We start from the raw sequence: 26,470 nt of genomic DNA on the forward strand, positions 1-26,470 counted from the left end.
CGGGTTCGAGCGCACCAACTCGGGCGAGAAGCAGGAGAGAGGCGACGATGAGTCTGCAGTCGGCACACAGGGTGATGTACACCTCGGTGAAGAACCAGCGCACCCCGCAGACGACGATCCAGAAGGGCACGTACCGGCGGATCGCCGGCTTCGCGAAACGGCACAAGAAGAAGCTCGCCGTCTTCCTCACTCTCTCCGTCGGCTCCGCCGTCATCGGCGTGCTCAACCCCGTCCTCGCCGGTGACGTCGTCAACGCGATCACCGGCGGCGGCCCCGTCGCGACCGTCGTGTGGCTGGCCGTGGCGATCGGCGGACTCGCGATCGCCGATGCGGCGCTGTCGATCTCGAACCGGTACCTGTCCTCGCAGATCGGCGAGGGACTGATCTTCGATCTGCGCACCGCCGTGTTCGAACACGTCCAGTCGATGCCGATCGCCTTCTTCAGCCGCACGCGCACCGGCGCGCTCGTCTCGCGTCTGAACACCGACGTCATCGGCGCCCAGCGGGCGTTCTCGAACACGCTCTCGGGGATCGTGTCCAACCTCGTCTCGCTCGTGCTCACCGTCGCCGTCATGGTGACGATCTCCTGGCAGGTCACGGCCCTGTCGATCCTCCTCCTGCCGCTCTTCATCATCCCCACGAGGATGCTCAGCGGGAAACTCGCCGCCCTCCAGTTCCAGGCAGCGGAGAACAGCGCGGACATGTCGACGCGGATGACCGAGCGCTTCTCCGCCGGCGGCGCCACGCTCATCAAGCTCTTCGGCAACCCGGCCACCGAGAACCGCGAGTTCGCCGACCGCGCCGGTCAGGTCCGCGACATCGGGGTCAAGGTCGCGATGCTCCAGTCGACGTTCGTCGCCTCCCTCACCCTCGTCTCGGCGCTCGCTCTCGCCCTCGTCTACGGCATCGGCGGCGCCCAGGCGGTCCTCGGCCACCTCAACGCCGGCCAGGTCGTCACCCTCGCCCTGCTCCTCACCCGCCTCTACACGCCGCTGACGATGCTCGCGAACGCCCGGCTCGACATCATGAGCGCCGTCGTCAGCTTCCAGCGCGTCTTCGAGATCCTCGACCTCGTGCCCTTCATCAGGCAGCCGAAGGAGCCCAAGGAGCTGCCCGAGGGCGGACTCGACATCTCCTTCGACCATGTCAGCTTCGCCTACCCGAGTGCCGAGCAGGTCAGCCTCGCGAGCCTCGAGGACGTCTCCGTGCTCGACGCCCGCGGCGGCCAGGAGGTCCTCCACGACCTCAGCTTCACGATCCCGGCCGGACACACGGTCGCTCTCGTCGGCTCCTCGGGCGCCGGGAAGTCGACGATCGCCTCACTGCTGCCGCGCCTCTACGACGCGACCGAGGGAGCGATCACGATCGGCGGGGTCGACGTCCGTGAGCTCTCGGCGGAGACGCTGCGCAGGACGGTCGGCGTCGTCACCCAGGACGGGCACGTCTTCCACGAGTCGATCCGGTCGAACCTCCTGCTCGCGAAGCCCGATGCCACGGAGGCCGAGCTCGCCGACGCCCTCGACCGTGCCCAGCTCCACGACGTCATCGCGGCCCTGCCCGACGGCCTCGACACGGTCGTCGGCGAGCGCGGCTACCGGCTCTCCGGCGGCGAGCGCCAGCGGCTGACGATCGCCCGGATGCTCCTCGCGGCCCCGGAGATCGTCGTCCTCGACGAAGCCACCTCGGCCCTCGACTCGACGAACGAGGCGGCAGTGCAGCAGGCGCTCGCGCATGCGATGTCGGGGCGCACCGCGCTCGTCATCGCGCACCGGCTCTCGACGATCCGGCAGGCCGATACGATCCTCGTCGTCGAAGGCGGGCGAATCGTCGAGTCCGGTTCGCATGCCGAGCTCATCGCCCGCGGCGGCCGCTACGCCGAGCTCTACGCGACGCAGTTCTCCGACAGCTGAGGGGTCTCCGACAGCTGAGGTGCGTTGGGATCTCCGGTCGGCCGCACGCAGTCTCTCGTTCCACGCCTGGCTCGAAAATCGACGCTCCGCCGACGCCGCTCGGCACCGATCAACGCCGGGCCGGAAATCCGCGTCGCCCGTGACGCGGATTTCAGGCTGCGCGTGGCTCGAGGGAGTCATCACCTGCGGGCGAGCGCGTCCTTGATGCGGAGGAACACGTCTGCGGCGAAGAGGTCGGCCCAGGTGATCCGGAAAACGGTGTATCCGAGGTTTCGGAGTGCGTACTCGCGGCGGCGTTCAAGTTCGAACGACCGCTTCGGGTCAGCCCCTTCGAGGTGGTACTTGCCCGCTCCGTCGAACTCGGCGATGACCTTCGCGGCCTCGTCGGCGAAGTCGGTGCGGGCGACGAAGGCACCCGTCTCGTCCCGGATGACGACCTGGGGTTCGAACCCGTCGATGGAATGCTCGACGAAGCGCATCGCGCAGATCGACTCCGCCACCGTCTCCCGTCGCCCGTCGGCGTGGTCGAGCACTAAGTCGATGCGCCCCTGATGGGTGCGCACGCGGTTGCGGACACAGTAGTCACGGAATTCGTGCAATGTCACGAGCGAGCACCGCAGGGCATCGTCGACGACTGCCACCGCGAACGCCAGAGGACAGTCCCGGGAGATGTCGAGCAGAGTGCGCAGCAGCGACGTGACGGGCACACCGTCGACCTCGACGATGTCAGCGGGCTCCAGCTCACGGCGTCTGATGACCATGGTAGGCCTCCGGACGGCATGGCGCGGATGCACGGTCTCCGCGCAGATCGGCTCATCATCGTCGAAGTAGGGGATCGGCAGGCCGTGGATGATCAGTGCGCTCCGGTGCGAGAAGACCGCCCGCGGCGGCAGCGTCTTCGCGTACGAGCGCACGAGTATCCGCAGATCCTCTTTGCGCTTGAGCAGTCCCGCTGATTCCTTCGGCAGGGTCGTGGTCTGCGCCGAGGCGAGCGCGGAGATGAATCGATGGTGCGGATCCGAACAGGCTGTGGTCACGACGTAGTGTCCGCGCCGAGATCTGCGCAGACAGCACTTCTCCGCCAAGGCGATCTGGTAGGTGGTCAGACCGGCGGCTTCGAGCTCGGCGACAGGCAGGCATGCGAACATGCGGACAGCATCGTCGATGCAGGTCAGGACAGGCAAGAGTCGGTTTCTGGCCTGTGGATGACTCGTCACTCGTGGTCACAACCCGGTCGCACTCGGGCCCCGACGACGGAGTTTCGATAACGCCTTCGACCACCTCGGCGAGTCGATTCGAACGACTTTCGGCGGGAGGGGCGGGGTCCTCGATCCACGCGCAGCACGAAAATCGACGCGGCCGTTGGCCGGGACCGCGCTCGATCCACGCGCAGCAGGAAATCCGCGTCACGGGCGACGCGGATTTCCGGCCTGGCGTGGATCGGTCTCGGACGGCGGTCGGGCGAGCCTGCCAGACGTGGAACGAGCGAGGAGGCGTGGATCGAGCTGGGTCGGTGGGCCGGTGAGCCGGCGCTCAGGCGCGAAGGCCGAGGAAGGCCGGGATCTCGGCGACTGAGGGCAGCGACTGCGCGCCGTCGAGGGTGGAGAAGTCGGCTGCGGTGAGCGCTCCGGTCTCGACGCCGAGAACGACCCCGGCCCCCGAGGCGGAGCCGGCTTCGACGTCGACGGCGGTGTCACCGGCGACGAGCACGGTGCGGACGTCCTTGGTGCCCGTGCGCTCCATCGCCCGCTGGATCATGTACGGGTAGGGGCGGCCGGCGGCCACCTCGTCGGAGCAGACGACGGCGTCGAGGTTGCCGCCCTCCCCCGTCGACCAGCCGAGGCCCTCGAGGAGGGGGCCGGCGACGTCGGTCGAGAAGCCGGTCGTCAGGGCCACCTTAACTCCGTTCCGGCGGAGCTCGGCGAGCGCCTCGGTGACGCCGGGCAGCGGTTCGGGAGGGGTGGCGGCGTAGAACTCGCGCAGCAGCGCCCGGAAGCGGTCGAAGCAGCCGGCGACGGTGTCCTCGTCCGCGGCATGCCCGCCGAGGCGGAGCAGGTTGCGGATGGCCTCGACCTTGTCGGTGCCCATCCAGGTCTGGAGGTTCTCCTCGGTCACCTCGGCGCCGGTCTCCTCGACGCACTGGCGCAGCGCCCGGTAGACGTCGCCGTGCTCGTCGAGGGTCGTGCCGGCCATGTCGAAGACGGCGAGGTCGATGGTCGTGGTCATTGCGGGTCTCCTTTGCAGAGGTGGAAGCGGGCGGCGGTGGTGCCGCCGGGGGTGGCACGTGGGTCGTGCCGGTGGTCGATGCGGGTGGTCGTGGGGTCAGTCCTCGGGGGTGGGTCAGTCCTCGGGGATGAGGCGGATGACGGAGCCGTTCGAGGCGGCCGTGTTGTTGATCGTGAACGTCACCTTGCCCGGCAGGTAGCGGTCGTCGGAGTACTCGACGGGGACACCGGCACCGGTCGAGGTGATGCGCAGCTCCCGCAGCAGCGGCGTGCACTCTGGCACCTCGAGCAGCTCGGCGTCGAGGCCGGCGGCGGTCACGGCGTCGAAGGTGTGGCGGGCGGCGACGAGTTCGACGCCGTTGCCCTTGAGGTGGGCGAAGATCGACCCGCTGTCGGTGTCGAAGTCGAAGAGGTGGCGTCCGGCTTCGAGGGTGAAGGCCGTGCGCTCGACCATCACCGGCACGTCGTCGAGGAGGCGCAGGCGGATGATCTCGACGACGAGCTCCCCGACGGGAACGGACAGGGCCGCAGCCACCTCCTCGTTCGCTGCGCGCCTGGCGAGCTCGACGGTGCGCTGCCCCGGACGCCGATGCGTCGACTGCGCCCACTCGGAGAACGAGAGGAAGCTCGTCATCGACTGCGTCGGCACGGAGCCGACGACGTGCGCGACCGCTCCCTGACCGCCGGCGATGATCCCCTCGGCCCGCAGCGCGGAGAGCGCCTGGCGGACCGGGCCGCGGGAGACGGAGAACTCGCGGCAGAGTTCAGCCTCGCTCGGCAGCGGCGCTCCGATCGGCAGCCGCCCGTCCGTGATCCGCGCTCGCAGCTCGTCACCGATGACCCGGTGGAGGGCCGCACGCGGCTCCATAGGTGAACGTGAACTTGTCATCATAGGTTCGACGATAACCTACCCGCCCCGGCTTTCCGGCCTCCGTGATTGAACGAGGGATGAACAGACACCCCGCGCCGACGCCCGGAGATGAACGGATCGCCAACTTATATATACATGCCCCGGATCCGCTTGTCTCAGGCCTCCCGGACACGGCAGTCTCAAGGCATGACCCATTCCGACATCATCGTCGTCGGGGCCGGAATCATCGGCCTCGCCCATGCTCGGGCCGCCGCTCGCCGGGGCCTGAGCGTGACGATCCTCGAGGCCGACACGGTGCCCCGCGGGGCGTCCGTGCGCAACTTCGGCCACGCGTGCATCACCGGGCAGACCGGTGAGTTCGCCGAACTCGCCGCCGCCGGCCGCCACCAATGGATCGAGGCCGCGAAGGAGGCCGACTTCTGGGCCCAGGCGACCGGCGCGTACGTCGTCGCCACCTCGCAGGCGCAGATGGCGATCCTCGAACAGGCCCGCGCCGAGAAGGGCGCGGCCGCGATCGACCTCCTCACCCCCGACCGCCTCGGCGCCGCCGTCACCGGCGACCCGCACGCCCGCCTCCGCGGTGCCGTCGGCGGGGCGCACCTGACCGCGGACCTCCGCGTCGACCCCCGCACCGCGGCACCCAGGCTCGCGCAGTCGCTGGCGGCCGCCTCGGCGATCGAGCTGCGCACCGGGGTCCGGGTGGGCCGGGTGGCAGACGGCACGGTCGAGACCTCGGCGGGCACGTTCACCGCCGACCACGTCATCGTGTGCACCGGGCACCACCTGCCCGCGCTCTTCCCCGAGCTCGCCGCCGAGGCGGAACTCGTCGAGTGCGCGCTGTCGATGACCTTGGCAGCGACCCCCGAGCACGTCCGCACCGACGCCGCGATCCTCTCCCGGACCTCGCTGCTGCGCTACGACGCGTTCGCGACGATGCCCGCCGCCGAGGCGGTCCGCGACGAGGTCGCCCGCAGCGCCCCCGAGCTCCTCGCCGTCGGCGCCAACGTCATGTTCGGGCCCCGCCCCGACGGGACGATCATCATCGGCGACTCCCACGAATACGGTCGCAGCGTCGACCCGTTCATCCCGGAGTCGACGACCGATGTCCTCCTCGCCGAGGCGGCCTGCGTCCTCGACCAGCCCACCGGGTTCTCCATCCGCCAGCGCTGGCAGGGCGTCTACGCCTCGAGCCCGACCCGCCCGCTCCTCGTCGAGACCGTCGACGAGCGCACCACCGTGGCCACCGTGGCCACGGGCATCGGGATGACGATCGCGTTCGGGCTCGCCGAGCGCACGCTCACCGCCCTCCGACCCTCCCTCCGTCCCGCCGCCTGACCGGGCGCGCGACCGCGCACCCGGGACGACCGCCCGTATCCAGCCGGATCCGGTTCCACCACAGACGTTCCACCGCAACCGCTCCACCGCAATACCGACCGTCCGCTCACCACAGAACACAGCCACGACTCAGCCACGCCATCACAGAAGGATCATCATGAAGCGCGTCCACATCGCCCTCGCCTCCGCCGCCGTCCTCCTCGCCCCGATCGCCCTCGCCGGCTGCTCGCCTGCCGCGAGCGCGGAGTCGGCGACCTGCCCGAACGGGCAGATCACCTTCGGCATCGAGCCGTTCGAGGACCCGAAGAAGCTCGAACCCGCCTACAAGACCGTCGCCGAGTCGCTGTCGAAGACCCTCGACTGCCCCGTCGAGGTGCAGGTCCTCGAGGACTACTCGGCCGAGGTGCTCGCCATGCAGAACGGCAAGCTCGACATCGGCCAGTTCGGCCCCCTCGGCTACGTCTTCGCCTCCGAGCGCGCCGGCGCCGAGCCGCTCGCGTCCTTCGGCACCGCCGAGGGCGAGCTGAGCTCGTACACCGGCGGCATCTGGGTGCCCAAGGAGTCCGACATCAAGACCCTCGAAGACCTGCGCGGAAAGGACCTCGCGCTCGGCAGCGTCGGCTCGACCTCGGGTGACGCACTGCCCCGCTACGCCCTCGCCCAGGCCGGCATCGCCGAGTCAGACCTCAACCTCAACTACGCCGGCGGCCACCCCGAGGCCCTGCTCGCGCTGACGAACAAGACCGTCGACGCCGCCCAGATCAACTCGCAGACGATGGGCACCGCGATCAAGGAGGGCACGTTCAAGAAGGAGGACTTCCGCCAGATCTGGGAGTCCGACCCCATCCCGAACGACCCGATCACCGTCGCCGAGTCCGCTGACCCCGAGTTCAAGAAGGCCGTCAAGGACGCCCTCCTCAACCTCCCGGCCAAGGACATCGAAGAGGTCGCCGGCTACCTCGGCGTCGAACCGGCCGGTCAGCTCATCGAGGTCGACAAGGAGACGTACCAGCCGCTGTTCGACCTCGCGAAGACGATGAAGCTCACCGAAGAGGACGTCTGATGACGCTGCGGACCACTCCCGCCGAGGCGGTCGCCGGGTCCCCGGCGACCCCGGAATCCGCGGCCGGGAGCGGAGGCACCGCCTCCCCCCTGCTGCGGGTCTCCGGGCTCGCCGTCGCCTACGGGTCGACGACCGTGCTCGACGACGTCAGCTTCGATGTCGCCCCCGGTGAGCTGCTCGCGTTCCTCGGTGCCAACGGGTCGGGCAAGTCGACGACCCTGCGCGCCGTCGCCGGTCTCACCCCGCACCAGGCGGGCGAGATCGAGATCGGCGGCGAGCACGGGCGCCCGGCGATGGTGTTCCAGAAGATCCACCTCGTCGCGCGCCGCACCGTGCTCGACAACGTCTGCGCGGGTGCGCTGTCGCGGATGCCGGTCGCGTCCTCACTCCACCCGTGGTTCTACCCGGCGGCCATCCGCCGGGAGGCGATGGTCGCCCTCGACCGGGTGGGCCTGGCCGACAAGGCGCCGCTGCGGGCGGGCACGCTCTCGGGCGGTCAGCAGCAGCGTGTGGCGATCGCCCGGGCGCTCTGCCAGGGCGCCGAGGTGCTGCTGGCCGACGAACCCGTCGCCGCCCTCGATCCCGAGGCCGCCCGCACGGTCATGGGCCTGCTGCGCGACCTCGCCCACGAGGAGGGACTCGCGGTCGCCGCGGTCCTCCACCAGCCGGACCTCGCCCGCGAGTTCGCCGACACGGTCATCGGTCTGCGCTCGGGTGAGATCGTCCTGCGCGGGCGCGCCGACGAGGTGCCGCCCGCCGACATCACCGGCCTCTACACCCCCGTGACGAATTCGGAGAGCAAGTGAAGACGATTCCCGACACGCGCGGCACCACCCTGCGCACCGTGCCGCTGAGCCAGTCCCCGACCGCGCTGCAGCCGCCGATCCGCCGCTTCGGCGGGTGGCAGCTGGCGACGGCGATCGTCGTCATCGTCCTCCTCCACGTCGTCGCCCTCCGGGAGACGGACTTCTCGCTCGTCACCCTCGTCGACGGCCGGCAGGGGATGGCGAACTTCCTCTCCGAGGCGTTCCCGCCCGACCTCGCGTGGACGGAGACCGTGTGGCCGGGCATCCAGGCGACCGGGATCACCCTGTGGATCGGCCTGCTCGGCACGACCCTGTCGATCCCCACCTCGGCGCTGCTCGCCGTGCTCGGGTCCCGGACGACCTCGCCGCACCCGGTCGTCTACCAGGTCGCCCGCGCGATCATGTCCTTCCTCCGCGCGGTCCCCGACATCGTCTTCGCCCTCGTCTTCGTCACCGCGGTCGGCCTCGGGCCCTTCCCCGGTGTGCTCGCGCTCATCTTCCACAACACGGGAGTCATGGGCAAGCTGTGGTCGGAGGCGATCGAGGAGATCGATCCGGGTCCGTCGGAGGCGCTGGCCACGGCCGGGGCGAAGCGCTCGCAGATCGTCGCCAATGCGACGTTCCCGCAGGTCGTCCCCCAGCTCTTCGGCCTGCTCCTCTACCGCTTCGACGTCAATGTGCGGTCCTCGCTCGTCCTCGGCCTCGTCGGCGCCGGCGGCATCGGCCTGCTCATCAACCAGTCGATCAAGTCCTTCCAGTTCGACTCGATGCTCACCTACATCCTCATCGTGCTCGTGCTCATCATCGCCGTCGACCTCTTCTCCGCCGGAGTGCGCAAGAAGCTCGCGCTCTGAGCCGAGCCCTGCCGGACCGCCGCGTCCGGCACCGGGAGTTGCCGAAGGCCCGGGACGATTCCTCGTCCCGGGCCTTCGTGGTGCCGTACGTCCCCGCCGAGGCGGGGCTCCGATGTGTTGGTCAGGCTCGCTCGCCGAGGCGGTGCCCGGGTCGGTCAGAGCGCGAGGTGCTCCTTGACGACGGCGGCGAGGCGCTCGGCCTGCTGCCGGGAGATCTCCTCGGTCTCGGCTTCGACCATGACGCGGATGAGCGGCTCGGTGCCCGAAGCGCGCAGGAGGACGCGGCCGGTGCCGTCGAGTTCGGATTCGACGGCGGCCACCTCGGCGGCGACCTCCGGGTTGTCGACCCGGTGCTTGTCGACGCCCTTGACGTTGACGAGCGACTGCGGCAGCTGCGGGATCTCCGCGGCGAGGTCGGCGAGCGTGCGCTTGGCGTCGGCCATGCGCTTCATGAGGTGCAGGGCCGTCTGGACGCCGTCGCCGGTCGTGCCGTGGTCGAGCATGAGGAGGTGGCCGGACTGCTCTCCGCCGAGGGAGTAGCCGTCGGCGAGCATCTTCTCGAGCACGTACCGGTCGCCGACGGCCGTCTGCACGGTGCGGATGTCGTAGCGGTCCATCGCCAGGCGCAGACCGAGGTTCGACATCACCGTGGTCACGAGCGTGTTCCCCCGCAGCTCGCCGAGCTCCTTGAGCCCGATCGCGAGGATGCCCATGAGCTGGTCGCCGTTGACGACGCGTCCGAGCGAGTCGACGGCCAGGCACCGGTCGGCGTCGCCGTCGAACGCGACGCCGAGGTCGGACTGGGTCTCGACGACGAGGCGCTGGAGGGGTTCGAGGTGCGTGGAGCCGACGCCGTCGTTGATGTTGAGCCCGTCGGGTTCGGCGGCGGAGACGATGACCTCGGCACCGGCCTGGCGCAGGGCTGCGGGACCGACGATCGAGGCGGCACCGTGGGCGCAGTCGACGACGACCTTGAGACCCGAGAGCGGGCGCACCCCGTCGGGGGCGATCGAACGCACGAGCTTCTCCGTGTACTCGTCGGCGGCGGCCGGGTAGCGGGAGATCCGTCCCACCTCGGCGCCGGTGGGACGCTCCCAGTCCTCGTCGAGGATCGCGAGGATCTCGTCCTCGACGGCGTCGTCGAGCTTCGTGCCGCCGGCGGCGAAGAACTTGATGCCGTTGTCGGGCATCGGGTTGTGGGAGGCGGAGATGACGACGCCGAACGCGGCGCCGGTGTCCCGGACGACGCTGGCGATGCCGGGCGTCGGGAGCATTCCGGCGTCGAGGACGTCGACTCCGGCAGAGGCGATTCCCGCGCTCGTCGAGGCGGAGAGGAACTCACCGGAGACGCGGGTGTCGCGACCGACGACGGCGAACGGACGCTTCTCGCCGCTCCACGTCCGGGTGAGCACACGGGAGGCGGCGACGGAGAGCTGGAGCGCCAGCTTCGCCGTGATGTCCCGATTGGCGAGGCCGCGCACCCCGTCGGTTCCGAAGAGTCGTGCCATGGGCAGGTCCTTTCTCACAGTTCTGTTCGATCGTAGTGCATGGTCATCGGCGCACCGCGGAGGTCGGTGATCCGGCTGGGCGGGCCCGCGGGCCGTGAATGCACGAAGTGCGGCCCCGAACGGGTTCGGGGCCGCACTTGCGACAACCGGTCGCGCATCAGTGGCAGACCATGCGCGGTCGGTCGAGCCGGATCAGCGCTTCGAGAACTGCGGCGCCTTGCGGGCCTTCTTGAGACCGGCCTTCTTGCGTTCCTTGACGCGGGCGTCGCGGCGCAGGAAGCCTGCCTTCTTGAGTTCGGGGCGGTTCGACTCGGCGTCGATCTGGTTGAGCGAACGGGCGATGCCCAGACGGACGGCACCGGCCTGTCCGGAGGGTCCGCCGCCCGAGATCCGCACGACGACGTCGAAGCGGCCTTCGAGGTCGAGCAGGCGGAAGGGCTCGTTGACGAGCTGCTGGTGGAGCTTGTTCGGGAAGTACTCTTCGAGAGTGCGTCCGTTGATCGTCCACTCGCCCGAGCCGGGGATGAGGCGGACGCGGGCGATCGCCTGCTTGCGGCGGCCCACTCCGTTGCCGGGGGCGGTGAGGGACTGTCCGCGTCCACCGGCGGTCTGGTCGCCCAGGCCGGCGTCTGCGGGGGTCTCGGAGGTGTATTCGGTCAGTTCTTCGACTTCGGTCGCGTTGGCGGTGTCAGCCACGGTTCTCCTCGGTTGGTCTGGGGCCGGCGGCGCTTACTGCGCGACCTGGCTGAGTTCGTACGGCTGCGGGTTCTGCGAGGCGTGCGGGTGCTCGGCACCGGCGTAGACCTTGAGTTTCCGCATCTGGGCACGTCCGAGACGAGTCTTCGGGACCATACCGGCGACAGCCTTCTCGACTGCGCGCTCGGGGTTGGAGGCGAGCAGCTCGGCGTAGTTGACGCTCTTGAGGCCGCCCGGGTAGCCCGAGTGGTGGTAAGCGCGCTTCTGCTCGAGCTTCGCGCCGGTCAGCGCGACCTTGTCGGCGTTGATGATGATGACGAAGTCACCGGAGTCGATGTGCGGTGCAAAGGTGGTCTTGTGCTTGCCGCGCAGCAGGCGGGCAACCTGGGTGGCAAGACGACCGAGCACGACGTCAGTGGCGTCGATGACGTGCCACTGGCGCTCGACTTCGCCGGGCTTGGGGGTGTACGTACGCAAAAGTAGCCTTCTTTTCGTATCTGTGTTGCTGGGGCCAGCGGCCTGCGGACTCATCGGGTCGTGAGGCTGATTCGTCCGCGCGCTGATTGTCTTCGATCGGGTACGTCCGTCAGCTGCTTCCCCACCTACGGGCCTGCAACGCAAGAGGCTATGCAAGGGAGCACGACGAGCGCACACAACGACAATCAAATATACATGCCCGCGCGCCCGCTGAGCAAACGTCCAGCCCGATGCCAGCGGGGTGAGATGCGCTACCCGATACCATTGACCTGTGCCGCCTGACTCCTTCCTGCCCATTCGCCTTCCCGCCGCCCGAATCCTCGTGCTGGGAATGGTCGTCGGGCTCCTGGCACTCGTCGGAGCTCTTCCGGCGACCCCTGCCTGGTCGTCGACGACGCCGGAGCAGGGCACCGAGGAGTCGTCGCAGCCGAGCCCTCCGGCGGCCGGGGCCGACGATGCCGCGACCGCCGGGAATCCGACGGTCGTCTTCGGAATACCGGGTCTGACCATCGGCGACATCGACCCGGAGCGCACCCCCAACCTCTTCGAGCTCGCCTCAGGCGGGGCGATCGCCAACCTCAACGTCCGCACGATCGGCTCGGCCACATGCCCGGCCTCCGGATGGCTGTCGCTCGGTGCCGGTGCCCGCGCCGTGGCGGGGCCGGAGCACGAACCCGACCTCGACAACCCCGCGCGCTGCCCCTCCCTCATCGCGCCGACGTCGGCCGCAGGTGCCACCGCCGAGGCCGAGGGAGCCGACCCGTCCGCGGCCGGTGGTGACGAAGATCTCGCCGAGGCGGCCCGCATCCCCGACTTCGCCTCCGTCCGGGAGCCGAACGAGGGCACCGGGTACACCGTCGACTACGGCATGCTCGCCCGCCTCGTGCGCGAGGCCCCGGCAGCGCCGAGCGGCCTCGACGCGTGCGCGGCCGCCCAGGGTCCGGGTGCCGCGTACGCCGTCGCCGACGAGGGCGGAGCGGTGCGGAACTACACCGACGATGCGATCGGCGCGGGATGCCGTCTCTCGCTCATCGACCTCGGGTCGATCGGCTCACGGTCCTGGCCCTACGACCCGATCCCCAACTACTCCTACACCGTGCCCGTCGACTACGACCGGCGCACCGCCGTCGCCGAGGCCGACCGTCGCCTCGGCGCCGCCCTCGGCGAACTCCGGGAGCAGTCCGAGGGAGAGCCGACCGTCATCGTCGCAGGCCTCGGCGACAGTTCGGGATCGCCGAGGCTGCGGGCATTCATCGGCTCGGGACCGGGGTTCGCCGCCGGGACCGTGTCCTCGGCCTCGACGCGCAGCCCGGCACTCCTCCAGCTCACCGATCTCGCGCCGGGCATCCTCGAACACCTCGGCATCGATTCGCCAAGCGGGATCACCTTCGACGTCTCAGCGTCCTCGGCGTCGACGGAGGACAGGCTCCTCGACCTCGAGACCGAGGCGACGAAGGCCGAGACCGTCTACGAGAACCTCTCGACGTTCTCCCTCACCCTCGACATCGCGTTCTACGTCCTCGTCGTCCTCTGCGGTCTCCTCCTCTCCACGGCCGTCGCCCGGGCCTGGGTGCCGGGTCTGGCGCGGGTGCCGGGGCTGCGGCGGGTGCCTGGCCTGCGCCAGTCGCCAGGGGCCAGCGGCTTCGAGCGCGTGCAGGCCGGTGCCGAGAGCCTGTCGGTCCACCGGCTGCTCGGATGGATCGGCTTCGTCCTCGCGACCGTGCCGATGGGCGCCTTCCTCGCCGGGCTCCTCCCGTGGGCCCGCTTCCCCGAGCCCGACCTCGGACTCGGGGTCTCGGTGGTCATCGGCTCCGCAGCGATGCTCGTCATCGCCCTCCTTCCGCCGTGGGGACGGACCTGGCGCGGTCGGGTCGGGGCGCTGACGTCCGTGACCCTCCTCGTCATCGCCGTCGACCTCGCGACAGGCTCCCGACTGCAGGCGAACTCGCTGCTCGGCTACAACCCGATCGTCGGCGGCCGGTTCTACGGCCTCGGCAACCAGGGCGCGGCGATCTTCATCGTCAGCCTCTTCATCCTCCTCGGTCTCGTCGTCTCGCGCCTGCGCGCTGCCGGCCGGACGCGCGCAGTCGTCCTCGTCCCCGCCGTCGTGGGACTCCTCGCGGTCTTCGTCTCCGGGAACCCGTCCTGGGGGGCGAAGTTCGGCGGCACCATCGCCACCCTGGCCGGACTGCTCGTCCTCCTCGCGCTCGTCAGCCGGATCCGCCTCTCGCTCTTCCGCCTCGGACTCATCGGCCTCGCCTCGCTCGGCGTCCTCCTCGGCATCGCGTTCCTCGACTGGCTGCGACCGGCAGGCAGCCGTTCGCACTTCGGGAACTTCTTCGATCAGCTCGTCACCGGCGAAGCCCTCCAGGTCGTCGGCCGCAAGCTCGGCGCCAACCTCCACATCATCCAGATCAACCCCGCGCTCGCGATCGTCACCCCGCTCGCGATCATCGCGATCCTGTTCTTCCTCCGCTACCTCCTCCACTTCCCCCGCTTCCGCGGGCGGACCCGCACCGCTGCGGTGCTCGACCACTGGCAGGGGCGCCTTCCCGCCCTCTTCACCGACGAGGACGTCCACTCGGGATTCCTCGCCGCGGTCACCGGTCTCGCCGTCGGGCTCGTCCTCACCGACTCCGGCATCGCCGTGCCCTCGACCGGGGCGATGGTCCTCCTTCCCTATCTCCTCGCTCTCTGCGCCGACCGTGGCCTCAGCGGTGCCGGCCCGGACCTCGCCGAGAACGGTCCGGACCGCCGCGCCTCCGCCGGCCGGGTCGGATCCGCTGGCCGAACTGCGGACCGTGGCACCAGTGTGACCCCCGGCACTGACACGAACGGGTCGGTGCGATGACCGTGCTGCCGCGCTCCTGGTTCGTCCGGGTCCTCTTCGGCCTCCTCGCCGCCGCCGTGCTCGTCGTCGGCCTCCCCCAGGCCGGTCAGGCGGCCGACGCCCCGACACCATCCGCGGGCCGGTCGGCATCCGCGACCCCGCCTGCGGGCTCCTCGCCGCCGGTCGACTCCTCGCCGCCGACCGACTCCGGAGCGACCTCGACGAGCACCGGCGACCGTGGAGCGATCCTCATCGGCACCTCCGGCTTCGAGTTCGAGGACCTCGACCCGCAGACGACGCCGAACCTCTGGGCGATGATGCAGTCCGCGCAGATCGGGACGATGACCCCGCGCAGCGTCCGCTCGGTCAGCTGCCCCGTCGACGGCTGGCTCGCGGTCGGCTCGGGCAGGCGCGCCGCCGACGAACCTCGTCCCCAGTGCCGGGTGCCGCAGCCGCCGCTCGACGGTTGGGTCGCCGACTGGGACGTCTACGCGCAGGTCGCTCGGGGCGACAACTACGATGCCGCGCTCGGCGGGCTCGCCGAGGCGGTGCCGTCGATCTCTGCGTTCGGTCCCGGTGCCGCGATCGCCGCCGCCGACCCCACCGGCCGCATCGAGGCGTGGTCCCCGATCGGCGACGACATCGGTCCGCGGGCCGCCGCCGCCTCCGAGGCCGGGGAGCTGACGATCGTCGACCTCGGCAACTCCGCCGCCGACGGCTATTCGCTGCGTGACCTCGACCGTCGGGTCGGAGCGGTCCTCTCAGCGACCGGGTGGATGACGGCCGACGCCGCCGACGGCATCGGCGAAGGCACCTCCCCGGTCATCTTCGCCTCGATCGCCGACGGCACCCACGACGGTTCGTCGATGCAGGCGACGATGATGCTCCAGCCCGGTGAGAAGCCGGGACTGCTCACCTCGTCCTCGACCAGGCAGCCGGGTCTCGTCCAGGTTCCCGACATCGCGCCGACGCTCGTCCAGCTCTCCGGCGGGGAGCCGATGGGCAACGTCGCCGGTGCTCCGATGAGCTCGACCCCCGGCGGGTCGTGGGAGTCGCGCTACCAGTCGGTGCTCGACCGGCAGGTCGCGGTGAAGACGCAGAACGAGATCTCGACGTGGTTCTTCCCCGTCGTCGCCACCCTCATGGTCGTCCTCCTCGTCCTCGCGTGGTTCCTCCGCCGGCGGCACGCGGAACTCGTCCGCTCCGGGGCGTATCGGCTCGGCATCGTCTTCGCGGCGATGCCCGTCTCGACGTACCTCGTCAACACGGTGCCGTGGGAACGGGCGACGAACCCCGACATCGCGATGCTCGGCGCCCTCGTCGGATGGGCACTCGTCCTCGGGGCCCTCGCCCTCCTCGGACCGTGGAGCAGACACCGTCTCGGTCCGGTCCTCTTCGTCTGCGTCGTCACCGTGACCGTCCTCGGCTACGACGTCGTCACCGGTTCGCAGCTGCAGATGTCGACGCTGCTCGGCGAACCGCTGCTCATCGCCTCCCGCTTCTACGGGATCGGCAACTCCGCGCTCGCACTCTACTGCTGCGCCCTGCTGCTCGCCGTCGCGGGCTTCGCCTCAATGACGAAACGGCCGATGGCGCGCCTGTCGATCGTCCTCATCCCCGTGCTCGTCTCGTGCGCACTGCTCGCCGCCCCCGGCCTCGGGACGAAGTTCGGGTCCGTGCCCACGCTCATCATCGGCGTCGCCTACCTCGCCCTCGCCTCGGCGGGGATCCGCTTCTCGCTCAAACGGCTCGGCCTCACCGTCGGCATCGCCGGGTTCGTCATGCTCCTCGTCCTCTTCCTCGACTGGCTGCGACCGGCGAACCAGCGCACCCACTTCGGCCGCTTCTTCGACTCCCTCATCAGCGGTGAGGCGCTCGGCGTGCTCGCGCGCAAGATCGACATGAACATCGACATCCTCACCCAGTCGTGGATGACGGTCATCCTTCCGCTCGTCATCATCGCCGTCTTCTGGGCCGCGCTCATGCCGCAGCGGTTCGGCCTGCGCGGGCTCGTCGACGCCTACGCCCGGATCCCGCTGCTGCGGGCCGGGATGATCAGCCTCGCGATCCTCCTCGGCGTGGGCACGATCATCAACGACTCCGGCATCGTCGTCCCCGCCGTCGGCATCCTCTTCCTCGTGCCCGTCCTCGCCCATCTCGAGACGTTCCGCACCCCGTCCTCCCCCGCCGAGGCGACCGCCGCCACCCGTCTCACCTCCCCCGCGGGTCCGCCCCCGGCCGATGCCGAGGATGCGGCCGGTGCCACGGCTGCGGCCGATGCCGAGAATCCGTCCGGTGCCGAGAGTGCCCCGGATTCCGGGCCCGCGGCCTCACGATCGACCACCGCAGACCGGACCGCCCGTGACGGTGTGTCCCCGACCGACCCGCGCCGGCTCAGCGACCGGTCACACGAGCGCCGAGGCGGCGCACCCTCCTGAGGACCCGAGGACACTCCGGTCCCGGGACCGGACACGCGGACGGGCCGGGGAGTCGCCTCCCCGGCCCGTCCGAACTCTCACACAACGCCAGGTCACACCTCGGCGTCGGCCTTCTTCCTGCGGATCGCGGTGACGACGGCGCCGCCGGCGATGATGAGGGCGAGCGCCGCGGCAACGAGGTTCATCGCTTCGAAGCCGGTGCGCGGTAGGTCTCCCCCGTCCTTGCCCGCGGAGGCCTCCGAGCCGCCGCCGGCCGACGAGGCCGATCCGCCCGCCGACGACGATCCGCCGGCGTTCGAGCCGCCGTCAGAGCCCTTCGCGCCACCCGAGGCATCGGCCGAGCCGCCGTCGGCGCCCGCACCCCCGTCGGCACCCGCATCAGCGCCACCTCCGTCGGCACCCGCATCGGCGCCGGCACCGGCGGTGACGTCCGCGGTCGCCTCGAACGCGTGCGGCAGCGGCAGCGGGTTGTCATCCCACCATTCGGCCTCACCGGCGAGGAGCGTCGCGGTGGCCGTGACCTCCCCGGAGGCGTCTTCGGGGGCGCTGACCGTGATGGGCACCTCTGACTGGCCGGCCGGGATCGACTCGAGGGTGATCGTCGCCTGACCGGCCTCCTGCTTCACGGTCGCCGCGGGCGCCGTTGCCGACTGCGCCTTCCCCGCCTCGACGGTGAAGCCCTCGGGCACGTCGACGGTGACGTCGACTGGACCGGGCACCTCGGCCTTCGCGTCGGTGGTGAGGAGGAATTCACCCGAGCCTCCCGCAGCGATGCCGTCGGCAGGAGCCGTGAAGTCGACATTGAGTTCGCCGTTCGCGATGACGTCCTTCGCGGCGTCGGCCTGCCGCTCGGTCTTGTCGGGGGCGACCGGCGAGTTGTCGTTGAAGTACTTCGTCCACGTCTCGAAGTCGGTGAGTCCGGACTGTTCGAACGTCCCCTTCGCGAACGAGGAGAAGTTGTCGCCGCCTGCGGCGAGGAAGCTCAGGGTCGCGACCCGGTAGTCCCGGTTCGGGTCGATCTCCTCGCCGTTGACCTTGACCGACTTCACGCGCTTCCCGGCCTCGGCGCTCGAATCGTAGACGACGTCGAGCTCCTTCGAGATGCCGAGGTGGAGGAACGGCCGCGAGGCGCCTGCGGGCTGCCACTGCTCCTCGAAGAGACCGATGACATCCGCGCCCTTCATCGTCACGACGCCGTGGTCGTTGGCGAACGGGAGGACCGCGTTGAGTTCGGCAGCGGTGACCTCGCAGCGCTTCTCCGTGTTGTAGATGTCATCGCACTTGAGGTCCGTGCGCAGACCCCCGGGGTTCGTGATGCCGAAGTCCGCGGGCGCGAGCTGGGAGTCCCCGACGCCGTCCTTGAGCGCATCGGCGACGAGGTTGCCGAGCGTGCTCTCGGCACCGCGGTCCTCCGAATCGTCCTTGAAGGCGCGCGTGATGTCCTCGGTGATCGTGCCCGCGACGACGGATCCCGGTCCCTTGGCCTTCTCGTCGGCGTCGGCGATGATCTGCTTGACCTCGTCGACGACCGGGGACGCGTAGTCCTTGTCCTCGGTGGAGAGGAGCTCCGAGGTCGCGGTCGTCCAGTCGCCGTTGCCCAGGGATTCGAGCTGGAGCTGACCGACGACCGATCCGTAGTTGCCGGCCTGGATGACCGGGCGCGTGCGCTCGGGATCACCCGGCACCGGGGCGTCGAAGGACGACGGCAGATGGGTGTGGCCGGTGAGCATCGCGTCGACCGAGGGGTCGGCCTCGGTGACGAGCTTCTTGAACTCGGCGTTCGAGGCCTCTGCCGCCTCGAGGCTCTCCGTCGACGAGGCGCCGAGGTGGGCCTCGACGACCGTCATGTCCGGCTTCTCCTCCTCCGGCAGCGCCTCGAGTTCGTCGGCGACCCGGTTGACCGCGTCGGTGGGGTCACCGAAGTCGACGTCGGCGATGCCGTCAGGTGAGACGAGCGAGGTCGTGTCCTGCGTGACGACGCCGATGACGGCGACCTTGACGCCTCCGACGTCGAGCGTCGTGTAGGCGTCGAGCCCGTCGACGACGTTCGTCGTGCCCTTGTCGTAGACGTTCGCGGCGAGGTAGGGGAAGTCGGCTTCGGCGGACACCCGTCCGGTGAGGTCGTCGATGCCCTTGTCGTATTCGTGGTTGCCGGTCGCCGAGCCCTGGAGTCCGATGGCGTTGAGCACGTCGATCGTCGGCGAGTCGTTCTGTGAGGAGGAGACGTAGGTCGAGGCGCCGATGCTGTCGCCGGCGGAGAGGAAGGCCGTTCCGGCGGCACCGGGAACGTCGGCGAACTTCGCCCTCTCCTCCTCGACGACCGAGGCGACCTGAGATCCGGCCTCGACGATGCGTCCGTGGAAGTCGGTGATGCCGAGCAGCTGGACCTTGGTCCCGGCAGGAGCGGCGTTGGGGTCAGCGCTCGGAGCATCGGTGGGGGCGGCGGACTCAGCGGGGGCCGGCGACTCCGGGGCCGCCTCGGCGGGGCTCGTCGGCGCGCCGATCGAGGACTCCCGGTCCGGGTTCCCCTGCGACGCCGAGGACTCCTCGGACGGGTTGCCCAGCGGTGCCGCATGGGTCGGCGCGATGCCGGGCAGGGTGAGCAGCGTGACGGCTGCGCCGGCGGCGAGCGCCTTGGTGACGAGTGTCGACATAGATTCGCATCCTTTGGTCATGACGTCCGCCGCGGACGGCGGGCTGAGAAGAGGATCGAGCGAACTCATCGTGTCGCAGGGAAGCGAACGACGAGTGACGTACACGTGAATCTACACAGGAATCTCACACCTGGGAAGAGGTTCCCTCTCAAACTCCCAGAGAATGACGACAAGGCAGGCGTCCGGAATGCGTCGGCGGCGCACGTCCCGGGGATCGGGTCGTGCGCCGCCGTCGACGTGCTGATATCGCGGTGAGGCGGTGCGCTCAGAGCTTCGCCTTGATCTTGGCGATGCGCTCCTCGCGCTTCTCCTTGCGTTCGGCCTTCTTCGCCTCCTTCGCCTTCTCGCGGGCGGCGTCGGCGGCGGCGATCGCCGCGTCCTCGGCGGCGGCGACCTCGTCGAGGACCTCGTCCTCGGGCCGACGCAGGAGCTCGGCACCCGTCGACTTCGCGAAGTCGTCGAGAACGGCGGGATCGGTCTCCTCGACTTCGGCGATGACGCCGGTCCTGCCGGCGGGCAGGGCGCTGCTGAACACGGTGAGGGCGTCGTCAGCGTCGAACGTGCGCTCGGCGTCGACGGTCGAGCCGATGAGGGCACCGGTGGCGAATCCGAGGAGGACGCCGAGGGGGCCGCCGAGGATGCCGATGAGCGCCCCGATGCCGCCTCCCCCGAGAGTGGAGAGTCCGAGGTCGTTGTCCTGCCCGTCGGTGACACGCAGCTGACCGCGATCGTTGCGTTCGACGACGGCGGAGGCGACGATCGTGATCGCTGCGGAGTCGAGGTCGCGGAACTTGCTGAAGGCCTCATAGGCGGTGCTCGAGTTGTCCCAGGTGAGGAGGACGATGTTGGTTTCTGACATGGCGCTTCCCTTCGCAGATGGCGGATGGGTGGGGATGGCGGTCGGGGAAGGCTCGGCTCGCCGGTGCCGGGTCACCCAGACAACCACCCCTGCGATGAGGGGTCCAGAGCACGATCGTTTTCACAGGACTCCCTCAGATCCGAGCGGACGATCGACCGAGGCCGCGTGGGAGGTCGAGGGCGGCGGTCAGTCGAGGTCGCGGCGGGCCATCGTCTGGGCCGCGCGTGCCGCGTAGTCCTCAGGTGCCGGGTAGCCGACCCCGGTGAGGACGAGTCCGTGGGCGGGGGTGACGAACATCGGCCCCTCGGGGGCGATCCCGGCATCCGCCTCGGCGAGGAGTTCGGCGGGACGGGTGACCGGCCACGCTCCCGACCCGACCCGGATGAGCCCGCCGACGAGCGCCCTGACCATGTGATGGCAGAACGCGTCGGCACGCAGGTCGATGGTGATCACGGCGTCGTCGTCGCGGACGACGTCGAGGTCGTGGAGGGTGCGGATCGTCGTCGCCCCCTCCCGCGGTTTGCAGAAGGGAAGGAAGTCGTGGAGTCCGCGCGCCTCGTCGGCGGCCTCGGCCATCGCCTCGGCGTCGAGTTCGCCCTTGTGGCGGGGGGTGACCGCGGTGAGGAGCGGATCGACGAAGGACCGATGATCGGCGAGGCGGTAGCGGTAGGAGCGCCACAGCGCGGAGAAGCGCGCGTCGAAGTCCGCGGGAGCCTCGCTCACGGCGTGGACGACGAGGTCGTCGGAGCCGTCGGCGGTGAGCACCCCGCGCAGACGCGAGAGCAGCGCCGTCTCCGCGGTTCGGGACGAGCGTCCGACGAGCCGGGCGATGGCCTCGTCGCCGAGGTCGAGGTGGACGACCTGGCGCCTCGCGTGGACGCCGGCGTCGGTGCGTCCGGCGACGACGGCGGCCACCTCGGTGCCGGCGACCCGGGCCAGACCGTCCTCGAGCTTGCCTTGGACGGTGCGCAGGCCCGGCTGCTTCGCCCAGCCGTGGAAGTCGGTGCCCCGGTAGCCGAGGTCGATGCGGAACCGGGTCATGCCTCGACCGTTCCCCGGCCGGTGCGGTCCCCGGTGCTGGTGCGGCCCTCGGTGCCGGCAGGACCGTCCGCCTCGGCGCGACGGGGGTCCGTGCCGTCTCGGGAGGAGTCCTCTGTGAAGTGCTCCCGGGGGCGGAAGACGCGGCCGAAGAGGCGGGAGAGGAAGCGGGCGCGCTGCCGGTGGTAGCGGTCGACGTTGGCGTTGTAGAGCCGGCTCACGGCGACGATCCGTTCGGAGAGGACGGTGAGCTGGCCATGGAGGAGGAGGACGGTGGTCTCGAGCTCGTCGCGCATCCCCGCCTGCACCGAGGTGGCCGCGTCGGCGCCTCCGCTGGGGGTGGTCGGGATGAGGGCCGCACCGTCGATCGCCGTGGACAGGGCGTTCTCGGCGGCCGCTCCGCGCGGGCCGAAGACGGCGCGCTCGGCTGAGGCGAGGGCGAGTTCGAGGCTGCTCAGGTCCCGGGTGGTCACCTGCTGCAGGGTGCCGATGTAGGCGGGGACGAGGGCGTGCCGGGCCTTGAGTTCGACGACGAGCTGCCGTTTGGCCTCGTCGCAGAGGGAACGGGCCATCGAGAGCTGGTTGAACCGAAGGATGGTGAGCATGACCGCAGCGACGAGGAGGACGGAGACCGCAGCGGCGGCGATGATGGTCCAGACCACGCGCAGTCCTCCCCTCTCGTGCCGGCCGCGCCCAGCCCGCGGGCGCGGTACAAGTTTACGTGGGGTTCACCCCCGCCGCGAACGGGTCGGTCACCGGTCACCGGACGTCTGCCTGAGTGAACTGATTTCGGCAACTCGTCGCCGACACTTCGCCTCCGAGTCGTCGCGTCTTCACCATGGGAGCGTCCACTGGGTGGTGTGAGAGTAGCGATCATTGCAGAATCCTTCCTCCCCAACATGAACGGGGTCACCCACTCACTGCTGCGGGTCCTCGACCACCTGTCCGATCGCGGCGACGAGGTCCTCGTCATCGCTCCCGGCACCCGACGCGACGGACCCAAAGAGGTCTCCGGCGCGAAGATCGTCCGGGTCCCCTCGATCGCCCTGCCGAAGTACCGGCGCATCCGCGTCGCCCCGGGCGGCGTCACCCGCATCCGCCGCCTCCTCGAGCGGTTCTCCCCCGACGTCGTCCACCTGGCCAGCCCCTTCGTCCTCGGGTGGCGCGGTGTGCTCGCCGCGCAGAGCCTCGGTCTGCCGACCGTGGCGATCTACCAGACCGAGGTCCCCGCCTACGCCGCCCGCTACGGCATGCACGGCATCGAGGCGGTGCTCTGGACCCACGTCCGCAACCTCCACCAGCACGCCTCGCTCACACTCGCCCCGTCGTCGTACACGATCGATCAGCTGCGCAGGCTCGGCGTCGCCGAGGTCGACCACTGGGCGCGCGGCGTCGATTCGACCCGTTTCGACCCGTCCCACCGCTCCGAGCAGTGGCGACGGTCGGTGGCACCGAACGGGGAGCGGATCATCGGCTTCGTCGGCAGGCTGGCCGCCGAGAAGCAGGTCGAGGACCTCGCGGTGCTCGCCGACATCCCCGATGCGAAGCTCGTCATCGTCGGTGACGGTCCGTGGCGGGCGAAGCTCGAGCGGCTCCTGCCGAGCGCCCACTTCACCGGGTTCCTCGGCGGCGACGCACTCGCCCAGGCGGTCGCGAGCTTCGACCTCATGGTCGCCCCCGGCGAGCTCGAGACGTTCTGCCAGACGATCCAGGAGGCCATGGCCTCCGAAGTCCCGGTCATCGCCCCGGCCCGCGGCGGTCCCCTCGACCTCGTCGACTCCTCCCGCACGGGATGGCTCTACACGCCGAAGGATCTCCCTGCCATGCGTGCCCACGTCGTCGACCTCCTCGGCGACGAGGCGAAGCGTCGGGCCTTCGGCATCGCCGGCCGCGAGCAGGTCCTCAGCCGTTCGTGGAAGAGCGTGTGCTCACAGCTCGTCGGCCACTACTCGCGGGCGATCGAGAACCCGGCCCCGCAGGTGATGGGTCGCAGCTTCACGGTCCTCTCCTGGGCCGGTGCCGAGGGCACGACCGCCCGCTGAGAACCCTCCTCGCGCCGAGCCGGACACTTCGCGCCGGGACCGACGCTTCTTAGTGTCGGTCTCGACGGTCTCGGTGGCTCAGGGCGTCACTTCCCCGTCCATTCCGCGACGGTGAGGACGTCGGACTGCCACGGGAAGACCTCCTCGGTGAGCACGCGATGGACCTCCGGGTCGGGATCGGCGCAGGCATCGGAGAGCACCGTGACGCCGAAGTCGAGGTCGGCGGCCTGTCGCCACGTCGCAAGCACGACACCGCGGGTGGCCACGCCGGTGAGGACGAGGTTCGTCGCCCCGAGGCCCGCGAGGACGGTGGCGAGGTCGCTGCCGGAGAATGCGCCGACGCGGCGCTTGGTCACGAGCGGTTCGTCCTCCTTCCGGCCGAGCACCTCGAGGATCTGCGTCGAGTCGCTGTCCTCGCTGAGGTCGCCGAGCGCGGCGATGCGCTGGAACGGCGAGGTCTCTGGCAGCTCGGGGTACCCCGGGCGCAGGGCCACCCGGACCCACACGACGGGGATCCCGGTCTCCCGGGCGTGGGCGAGCGCTTCGCGCACGCGGTCCATGATCGGGGCCTCGGCGAGGCCGCCGGCGATGCCGTTCTGGAAGTCCATGGCGAGCAGGACAGTGCCATCGGTCATGATTCGCTCCTCTTCTGCAGGTCAGGCGGCCTGCATGCCCGAGGATACCCCTCCTGCGCGACGCTGAGGCGAACGTCAGTCGACGATGCCGCGGGCGTCGAGCGCCCGCCCGGTGTCCTGCGCGTACTTGACCGAGCGGAGGATCGCGGGGACGACCCGCGCCTTGAGGCTCGTCTCGAGGCCACGGGCGCGGGCTGCCCGGTCCGCCTCGGCGAGCAGACCCGAGAGATGGGAGATCGCCCGGACCATGAGGCTCGCCGTGAGCGCAATGACCTCGGGGTCGACACCGAGGCGGCGCAGCGGGGAGACGATGACCGCGAAGGCGTCGAGGAGCTCGCCGATCGTCGTCGTCAGGGTGAGCAGGAGCGCCGCCTGGACGCACGCGAAGACGGTGCCGGCGACGACGAGCCCCGCCTCGAGGGTGCCGAAGAGGTACTGGAGTCCGATGACGATGGCGACGAGGACCGCCGCGTAGGCCCACGGGATGAGGAAGCGGCGCAGCGGGAGCCGCGCGCTCAGTCCGAGGACGACGAGGACGACGAAGATCGACCAGTTGACGACGCCGTTGCGGAAGACGAGTGCGGTCAGCCCGATGACGGCGATCGCCGCGAGCTTCCATCCCGTCGGCACGCGGTGGAGCCACGTCGACGTCCGCACGACCCGGCCGAAGAGCTGGGGACGCGTTCGGATGCCGGTGCGCCTGCCCGCGCGGCGGCTCGGCGTCGGCCGCGAACGCGTCGGGGGAGCCTCACTCATGGGTCTCGCTCATGATGATCTCCCGGTAGGCGGCGACCGCCTCGGCGGGGGTGGAGTCCCAGGCGATGCGTCCGTCGTCGACGACGATCGCGCGGTCGGCGATCGAGGCGAACTCGAGGTCATGGGTGGAGAAGACGATGCGCACCCCGCGCCGCTCGACGAGGTCGGCCAGACGGGTGCGCAGGCGCTCTCGATTGCGCAGATCGAGCAGGGTCGTCGGCTCGTCGAGGACGAGGATCTGCGGGTCGACGGCGAGGACGGCGGCGAGCGCGACGAGCTGACGCTGGCCTCCGGAGAGCTCGTAGACGCTGCGGTCGGCGAGTTCGGCGATCCCGAGTTCGTCGAGGACGGTCAGTGCCGCCGCCCGCCGCTGCCCGCGGGGCACCCGCCTGCGCAGGGAGAGCTCGATGTCCTCGAGCGGGGTGGGCATGACGAGCTGAGCCGCCGGATCGGTGAAGACGAACCCCACCCGGGCACGCACCTCGGCGGGGTGCCTGGCCGGATCGAGGCCGTCGATGAGGACCTGCCCGGCGCTTGCGGTGACGAGGCCGTTGAGGAGCTGGAGCAGCGTCGACTTGCCCGAGCCGTTGGCGCCGATGACGGCGACCGAGGGTTCGCTCAGCCGCAGGTCGACGCCGTCGAGGATCGACCGGTGCGCCTCGCCGTCGGGGGTGTCGTCGATGACGCCGACGGACACCCCGGTCAGGGCGATCTCCCGGACCCCCGCCTCGGCGGACGCGGCGGACCCGGCCCCTGCCTCGGCGGGCGGAGGGGAACCGGCAGAGCGCTCGGGTCGGCGGCGCAGGATCACTGCTTCTCCGGCACCTGGGGGCGTGCGCCTCGGCGACGGAGGATGTCGGGGAAGGCGCGGTGGATGAGGAGGGCCACGGACACGGAGAGGACGGTCTTGACGATGTCGCCGGGCCAGTAGATGAGGTCGGCTGCGGCGGCGACGCCGAGCGGGAGGTCGCCGTTGATCGACATCCCGAGGATGCCGAGGGGATGGACGATGAGCAGGCTCGCGGCCAGGGCGCCGACGAACATCGCGGCCCACAGGCGGCCGCCGCGGAACCGGCGCAGCGCCCAGCGGGCGGCGAATCCGGCGGCGAGCGCGTAGAGGGTGAAGGCGAGGATGTAGCCGGCGCTCGGGCCGGCGAGGACGGCGATGCCCCCGCGCATCCCGGAGAAGATCGGGAGTCCGATGAGGCCGAGGACGACGTAGAGGCCGGTCGCGGCCGCAGCCCGCCACGGTCCGAGGACGAGTCCGGTGAGCGCGATCGCGAAGGTCTGCAGGGTGATCGGCACCCCGAGCGGGCCGACGGGGATGGGCGGGAGCATCGCGAACGCGGCGATGAGGGCGGCGAAGACGGCGATGAGGGCGATGTCACCGGCCCGGCTCGCGGGCTTGGGCGAGACGGATGCCGCCGAGGCGGGGCTGGACGATGCGTGTGTCATGAGTTCTCCGTGGGTCGG

Annotated in this window: 22 protein-coding genes; 8 read left to right on the forward strand and 14 right to left on the reverse strand. The window is 70.4% G+C overall.

Annotated elements, in window-relative coordinates; genetic code table 11:
- Positions 1–47: 47 nt before the first annotated feature.
- Entirely contained in the window at positions 48–1,910 is a 1,863-nt protein-coding gene (locus tag EZE58_RS09815; protein WP_063249344.1) for an ABC transporter ATP-binding protein, read from the forward strand.
- Positions 1,911–2,089: 179 nt separating this feature from the next.
- On the opposite strand, the gene EZE58_RS09820 is transcribed toward EZE58_RS09815, so the two are convergent.
- The 3 genes from EZE58_RS09820 to EZE58_RS09830 all read right to left on the reverse strand — a co-directional run bounded on the left by EZE58_RS09820 (position 2,090) and on the right by EZE58_RS09830 (position 5,003).
- Entirely contained in the window at positions 2,090–3,094 is a 1,005-nt protein-coding gene (locus EZE58_RS09820) for a hypothetical protein (RefSeq protein WP_063249345.1), read from the reverse strand.
- A gap of 349 nt (positions 3,095–3,443) precedes the next feature.
- Positions 3,444–4,136, reverse strand: coding sequence for a phosphonatase-like hydrolase (locus EZE58_RS09825; protein ID WP_063249346.1), 693 nt, complete (start codon positions 4,134–4,136; stop codon positions 3,444–3,446).
- Positions 4,137–4,250: 114 nt separating this feature from the next.
- On the reverse strand, positions 4,251–5,003 hold the full coding sequence (locus tag EZE58_RS09830) for a GntR family transcriptional regulator (RefSeq protein ID WP_167560439.1): 753 nt from the start codon (positions 5,001–5,003) through the stop codon (positions 4,251–4,253).
- 189 nt (positions 5,004–5,192) lie between these two features.
- Here EZE58_RS09830 and EZE58_RS09835 point away from each other — a divergent pair, with 189 nt between their 5' ends.
- From EZE58_RS09835 to phnE, 4 genes are all read left to right on the forward strand, one after another.
- On the forward strand, positions 5,193–6,341 hold the full coding sequence (locus EZE58_RS09835) for a TIGR03364 family FAD-dependent oxidoreductase (protein WP_063249350.1): 1,149 nt from the start codon (positions 5,193–5,195) through the stop codon (positions 6,339–6,341).
- A 157-nt stretch (positions 6,342–6,498) separates the two neighbouring features.
- Complete coding sequence (locus EZE58_RS09840; RefSeq protein WP_144588681.1) at positions 6,499–7,404, forward strand: phosphate/phosphite/phosphonate ABC transporter substrate-binding protein; 906 nt, start codon at positions 6,499–6,501, stop codon at positions 7,402–7,404.
- Positions 7,404–8,210, forward strand: a complete 807-nt coding sequence (locus tag EZE58_RS09845) for an ATP-binding cassette domain-containing protein (RefSeq protein ID WP_144588683.1) — start codon at positions 7,404–7,406, stop codon at positions 8,208–8,210. Before EZE58_RS09840 ends, EZE58_RS09845 begins: the two co-directional genes overlap by 1 nt.
- A complete protein-coding gene (phnE, locus tag EZE58_RS09850; RefSeq protein WP_144588684.1) occupies positions 8,207–9,064 on the forward strand; it encodes a phosphonate ABC transporter, permease protein PhnE in 858 nt (285 codons plus the stop codon). Before EZE58_RS09845 ends, phnE begins: the two co-directional genes overlap by 4 nt.
- Before the next feature lie 155 nt (positions 9,065–9,219).
- Here the strand turns inward: phnE and glmM are convergent, their stop codons facing one another.
- The 3 genes from glmM to rplM all read right to left on the reverse strand — a co-directional run bounded on the left by glmM (position 9,220) and on the right by rplM (position 11,745).
- A complete protein-coding gene (gene glmM, locus EZE58_RS09855) occupies positions 9,220–10,572 on the reverse strand; it encodes a phosphoglucosamine mutase (RefSeq protein WP_144588686.1) in 1,353 nt (450 codons plus the stop codon).
- A 192-nt stretch (positions 10,573–10,764) separates the two neighbouring features.
- On the reverse strand, positions 10,765–11,193 hold the full coding sequence (rpsI, locus tag EZE58_RS09860) for a 30S ribosomal protein S9 (protein ID WP_171007042.1): 429 nt from the start codon (positions 11,191–11,193) through the stop codon (positions 10,765–10,767).
- A gap of 108 nt (positions 11,194–11,301) precedes the next feature.
- The gene (gene rplM / locus EZE58_RS09865; protein ID WP_009376130.1) at positions 11,302–11,745 is read right to left on the reverse strand and encodes a 50S ribosomal protein L13; all 444 of its coding nucleotides are present in this window, start codon (positions 11,743–11,745) and stop codon (positions 11,302–11,304) included.
- 271 nt (positions 11,746–12,016) lie between these two features.
- On the opposite strand from rplM, the gene EZE58_RS09870 reads away from it, so the two are divergent.
- Both EZE58_RS09870 and EZE58_RS09875 read left to right on the forward strand, forming a co-directional pair.
- Entirely contained in the window at positions 12,017–14,596 is a 2,580-nt protein-coding gene (locus EZE58_RS09870; protein ID WP_231882189.1) for a hypothetical protein, read from the forward strand.
- Positions 14,593–17,013 (forward strand): hypothetical protein, encoded by a 2,421-nt coding sequence (locus EZE58_RS09875; RefSeq protein ID WP_063249354.1) that lies wholly within the window; start codon positions 14,593–14,595, stop codon positions 17,011–17,013. The genes EZE58_RS09870 and EZE58_RS09875 overlap by 4 nt, the downstream gene beginning before the upstream one ends.
- A 92-nt stretch (positions 17,014–17,105) precedes the next feature.
- Here EZE58_RS09875 and EZE58_RS09880 read toward each other — a convergent pair whose 3' ends face one another.
- From EZE58_RS09880 to EZE58_RS09895, 4 genes are all read right to left on the reverse strand, one after another.
- Positions 17,106–19,667, reverse strand: a complete 2,562-nt coding sequence (locus EZE58_RS09880) for a bifunctional UDP-sugar hydrolase/5'-nucleotidase (protein ID WP_063249356.1) — start codon at positions 19,665–19,667, stop codon at positions 17,106–17,108.
- Positions 19,668–19,932: 265 nt separating this feature from the next.
- Entirely contained in the window at positions 19,933–20,526 is a 594-nt protein-coding gene (locus EZE58_RS09885; protein ID WP_009376141.1) for a DUF1269 domain-containing protein, read from the reverse strand.
- Positions 20,527–20,712: 186 nt separating this feature from the next.
- A complete protein-coding gene (gene truA, locus EZE58_RS09890) occupies positions 20,713–21,567 on the reverse strand; it encodes a tRNA pseudouridine(38-40) synthase TruA (RefSeq protein ID WP_063249358.1) in 855 nt (284 codons plus the stop codon).
- A complete protein-coding gene (locus EZE58_RS09895) occupies positions 21,564–22,226 on the reverse strand; it encodes a hypothetical protein (RefSeq protein WP_063249360.1) in 663 nt (220 codons plus the stop codon). Before EZE58_RS09895 ends, truA begins: the two co-directional genes overlap by 4 nt.
- Positions 22,227–22,463: 237 nt before the next feature.
- Here EZE58_RS09895 and EZE58_RS09900 point away from each other — a divergent pair, with 237 nt between their 5' ends.
- Positions 22,464–23,606 (forward strand): glycosyltransferase family 1 protein, encoded by a 1,143-nt coding sequence (locus EZE58_RS09900; protein ID WP_101624640.1) that lies wholly within the window; start codon positions 22,464–22,466, stop codon positions 23,604–23,606.
- An 86-nt stretch (positions 23,607–23,692) separates the two neighbouring features.
- Here the strand turns inward: EZE58_RS09900 and EZE58_RS09905 are convergent, their stop codons facing one another.
- The 4 genes from EZE58_RS09905 to EZE58_RS09920 all read right to left on the reverse strand — a co-directional run bounded on the left by EZE58_RS09905 (position 23,693) and on the right by EZE58_RS09920 (position 26,452).
- Entirely contained in the window at positions 23,693–24,241 is a 549-nt protein-coding gene (locus tag EZE58_RS09905) for a cysteine hydrolase (RefSeq protein WP_063249363.1), read from the reverse strand.
- Positions 24,242–24,316: 75 nt separating this feature from the next.
- Positions 24,317–24,997, reverse strand: coding sequence for a CbiQ family ECF transporter T component (locus tag EZE58_RS09910; RefSeq protein ID WP_101624639.1), 681 nt, complete (start codon positions 24,995–24,997; stop codon positions 24,317–24,319).
- Positions 24,990–25,808, reverse strand: a complete 819-nt coding sequence (locus EZE58_RS09915; RefSeq protein WP_082834880.1) for an ABC transporter ATP-binding protein — start codon at positions 25,806–25,808, stop codon at positions 24,990–24,992. Before EZE58_RS09915 ends, EZE58_RS09910 begins: the two co-directional genes overlap by 8 nt.
- Positions 25,805–26,452 carry a biotin transporter BioY gene (locus EZE58_RS09920; protein WP_009376164.1) on the reverse strand — a complete coding sequence of 216 codons (648 nt, stop codon included), beginning with the start codon at positions 26,450–26,452 and terminating at the stop codon, positions 25,805–25,807. The genes EZE58_RS09915 and EZE58_RS09920 overlap by 4 nt, the downstream gene beginning before the upstream one ends.
- Positions 26,453–26,470: the final 18 nt, after the last annotated feature.

The organism is Brevibacterium sp. LS14 (genome assembly GCF_012027885.1).
GTDB classification, from domain to species: Bacteria; Actinomycetota; Actinomycetes; order Actinomycetales; family Brevibacteriaceae; genus Brevibacterium; species Brevibacterium casei.